Origin of the sequence: Aeromicrobium sp. REDSEA-S32_B7, assembly GCF_001626145.1 — a bacterium.
Taxonomy (GTDB): Bacteria; Actinomycetota; Actinomycetes; order Propionibacteriales; family Nocardioidaceae; genus Aeromicrobium; species Aeromicrobium erythreum.
This window is the reverse complement of the sequence record NZ_LUNF01000260.1, coordinates 1-3557: the sequence shown is the minus strand read 5'-3', so window position 1 is coordinate 3557 and position 3557 is coordinate 1. Positions and strand designations below refer to the sequence as shown.

General features: G+C 68.3%; 4 protein-coding genes. All 4 read left to right on the top strand.

The features are described 5' to 3' along the window. The coding region (locus tag A6Q79_RS16080; protein WP_317698764.1) for a GNAT family N-acetyltransferase at positions 1 to 406 on the top strand (406 nt) is incomplete at its 5' end. Between the two features lie 99 nt (positions 407 to 505). After that, on the top strand, positions 506 to 1060 hold the full coding sequence (locus A6Q79_RS16075; protein ID WP_317698763.1) for an MIP/aquaporin family protein: 555 nt from the start codon (positions 506 to 508) through the stop codon (positions 1058 to 1060). A gap of 46 nt (positions 1061 to 1106) precedes the next feature. After that, positions 1107 to 2627, top strand: a complete 1521-nt coding sequence (gene glpK / locus A6Q79_RS16070) for a glycerol kinase GlpK (RefSeq protein ID WP_253023416.1) — start codon at positions 1107 to 1109, stop codon at positions 2625 to 2627. Positions 2628 to 2710: 83 nt separating this feature from the next. After that, a partial coding sequence (locus A6Q79_RS16065) for a DnaJ family domain-containing protein (RefSeq protein ID WP_317698762.1) occupies positions 2711 to 3557 on the top strand: 847 nt, incomplete at its 3' end.

The following is a 3557-nucleotide window of genomic DNA, read 5'->3' as shown; positions in this document are numbered from 1 at the left end:
CCGCGACTTCGACGCCTTCGTCGCGGAACGCATCGGCGTGCGCGAGCGATGGGGCGTCCCCTCGGAGGTCTTCTGGTTCGTCTCCGGCGACTTCTACCTCGGCAGCCTCGTCATCCGGCACCGGCTCATCGCCGACCAGGGCGGAGGCCACATCGGCTACCACGTGGTCAGCCCCTGGCAGGGCCAGGGACACGCCACCGAGATGCTCCGCCAGGCACTCGTGAAGGTCGGAGCCCTCGGCATCTCCCCCGCGCTGCTCACCGTCTCCCCCGTCAACCACGCCTCCCGACGCGTCGTGGAGAAGAACGGCGGCGTCCCCGACGGGATCAACCACGAGGGCGAGCAGCGCTTCTGGGTCCCCACACCGGCCTCCTCCTCGGCGCCCTCACCCGCCGTCGCCGTGTGACCACCGTCACGCTAGCCTGACGACGGGTCCGACGCTCAGCCTTCGAGGGACGTCCGCACCGGGCGGGCGACGGGCGACGAGCCGGGCCCGGGGGGAAACATGCTGACCGGGATCTTCCTGCCCGAGCTGCTGGGCACGGCCACCTTGCTGCTGCTCGGCTGCGGCGTCGTCGCCAACGTGGTGCTCGCCCGGACCAACGGGCACGGCGGCGGACCGCTCATGATCACCATCGGCTGGGGACTCGCCGTCTTCGCGGGCGTGTACGTGGCCTACCAGTCCGGCGCCCACCTCAACCCCGCCGTCACGCTCGGCCTCGTCGCCTCGGGTGACGACCTCGGCGGCGACACCGCCGTCAAGGTGCTGGTCTACCTCGCGGCGCAGCTCGTCGGGGCCATCCTCGGAGCCACGCTCTGCTGGCGGCTCGGGCCGCTCGCCGTGGCACTGCTCGTCGTGGCCATCGGCGCGAGCCTCGGCGGCCCCACCGGCTACGCCATCAACCCCGCGCGCGACCTCGGTCCCCGCATCGCCCACACGCTGCTGCCCATCCGACGCAAGCGCGACAGCAACTGGTCCTACGCCTGGATCCCTGTCGTCGGACCGGTCGTCGGTGGCATCCTCGCAGGACTGCTCGCCGCCGCCGCGAACTACGCCTGACCTGACCGAACTCCACCCGACCGCACCACAGAAACGAGAACCGAGCATGGCCGACAACACGTACGTCCTCGCGATCGACCAGGGCACGACCTCCACCCGCGCGATGATCTTCGACCGCAGCGGCTCCGTCGTCGCGGTCGACCAGGTCGAGCACGAGCAGATCTTCCCCCGGGCCGGATGGGTCGAGCACGACGCGCTGGAGATCTGGGAGAACACGCGGCGGGTCATCGGCGGAGCGCTCGCCAAGGCGAACTTCAACAGCCGCAACATCTCCGCCGTCGGCATCACCAACCAGCGCGAGACCGCCGTCGTCTGGGACCGCAGCACCGGCCAGCCCGTGTACAACGCCATCGTCTGGCAGGACACCCGCACCCAGAAGATCGTCGACCGCCTGGGCGGCGACGCCGGCCCCGACCGCTACAAGGAGACCGTCGGCCTGCCCCTCGCCACCTACTTCGCCGGCCCGAAGGTCACGTGGATCCTCGAGAACGTCGACGGCGTCAAGGAGCGTGCCGAGGCCGGCGAGCTGCTGTTCGGGACGATGGACACCTGGGTCCTGTGGAACCTCACCGGTGGTGCGGAGAACGACGGCGTGCACGTCACCGACGTCACCAACGCCTCGCGCACCATGCTGATGAACCTCGAGACCCTCGAGTGGGACGAGCAGATCGCCGCCGACATGGGCATCCCGCTCTCGATGCTGCCCGAGATCCGCTCGAGCTCGGAGGTCTACGGCGAGTGCAAGCCGGGCATCCTGCGCGGCACCCCCGTCGCCGGCATCCTCGGCGACCAGCAGGCCGCCACGTTCGGCCAGGCGTGCCTGGCCAAGGGCGAGGCCAAGAACACCTACGGCACCGGCAACTTCATGCTCCTGAACACCGGGACCGAGGCCGTCCCGTCGGAGAACGGGCTGCTCACCACGGTCTGCTACAAGATCGGCGACCAGCCGACCGTCTACGCGCTCGAGGGCTCCATCGCCGTCACCGGTTCGCTCGTGCAGTGGGTCCGCGACAACCTCGGTCTCATCTCCAGCGCCCCCGAGATCGAGGAGCTGGCGCGGAAGGTCGACGACAACGGCGGCGCCTACTTCGTGCCCGCGTTCTCCGGCCTGTTCGCCCCGCACTGGCGGCCCGACGCCCGCGGCGCCCTCGTGGGCCTGACCCGCTACGTCAACAAGAACCACATCGCCCGCGCCGTGCTCGAGTCCACCGCGTACCAGACCCGCGAGGTGCTCGACGCGATGAACGCCGACTCCGGCGTCCCCCTCGCCGAGCTGCGCGTCGACGGCGGCATGGTCGTCAACGAGACCCTCATGCAGTTCCAGGCCGACATCCTCGGCGTCGACGTCGTGCGCCCGAAGGTCGCCGAGACCACCGCGCTCGGTGCCGCGTACGCCGCCGGGCTCGCCGTCGACTACTGGCAGAACGAGGACGACCTGCGCGCCAACTGGGGCGAGGACAAGCGGTGGACGCCGCAGATGTCCGAGGACCAGCGCGAGAAGTACTACCGCAGCTGGAAGAAGGCCGTCACCAAGACCCTCGACTGGGTCGACGACGATGTCGACTGAGGGGGTCGACTGAAAGGGTCGACGAAAGGGCGACCGAGCGGCCGATGTCGTCCCTCCTGGCTACGGTGGAGCCAGGAGGAACGATGGCCGACGACCCCCGCCGCCGGGCGGCGCACTACCGGCTCGGCGACGACCCCGCGCCCGAGGAGACGCCGTCGCGCCCCGAGCGCGGACGTCGTCCCGAGGACCAGACCCTCTACGTCGACGGCCAGGTCCGAGCGGCGATGGCCCGGGGCGAGTTCGACGACCTGCCGCTGGCGGGCAAGCCGCTCCCGGCGCGGGTCTACCGCCACGACCCCGACTGGTGGCTCAAGCAGCTGATGGAGCGCGAGAACGTCTCCGGCGTCCTGCCGCCGGCGCTCGCGCTGCGACGCGAGGACGCCGAGCTCGACGACCTGCTCGACACCTCGGGCTCGGAGACCCACGTCCGCGACCTCCTGACCGACTTCAACCGCAGGGTCGTCGAGGCCCGACGTCAGCTCCAGGGCGGACCGCCCGTCATCACCCCCCTGCGCGACGTCGAGGAGGAGGTCGCCGCGTGGCGCGAGATCGCCCGACGCCTTGCCCACGAAATCAAGAATCCTCTAACCCCGATCCAGCTTTCGGCGGAACGCATCCGCAGAAAATATGCTCCCCAGGTTTCTGATCAGGAAGCCCTGATTCAATCCACGGAAACCATTGTCAATGAAGTCCAGCAGTTGGAAAAGATGGTCAGCGAATTTTCAAAATTCGCCAAAATTCCTGAATCGAATCCGCAGCCGGACGATCTGAACGAGGTGATCGAAGAAACCCTGAAACTCTATCACGATAACCTGCCTTCGAGGATTCAGCTGAAAACCGAGCTAGGGGATGACATTCCCAGGATTTCTCTTGACCGCGAACAGATGAAACGGGTTTTCATCAACCTCATCGACAATGCAAAAAAAATGA

What these genes read in the sequence shown, in the direction of transcription:
- A6Q79_RS16075 (WP_317698763.1), top strand. Translation starts at nt 506, where the DNA reads ATGCTGACCGGGATCTTCCTGCCCGAGCTGCTGGGCACGGCCACCTTG.
- glpK (WP_253023416.1), top strand. Translation starts at nt 1,107, where the DNA reads ATGGCCGACAACACGTACGTCCTCGCGATCGACCAGGGCACGACCTCC.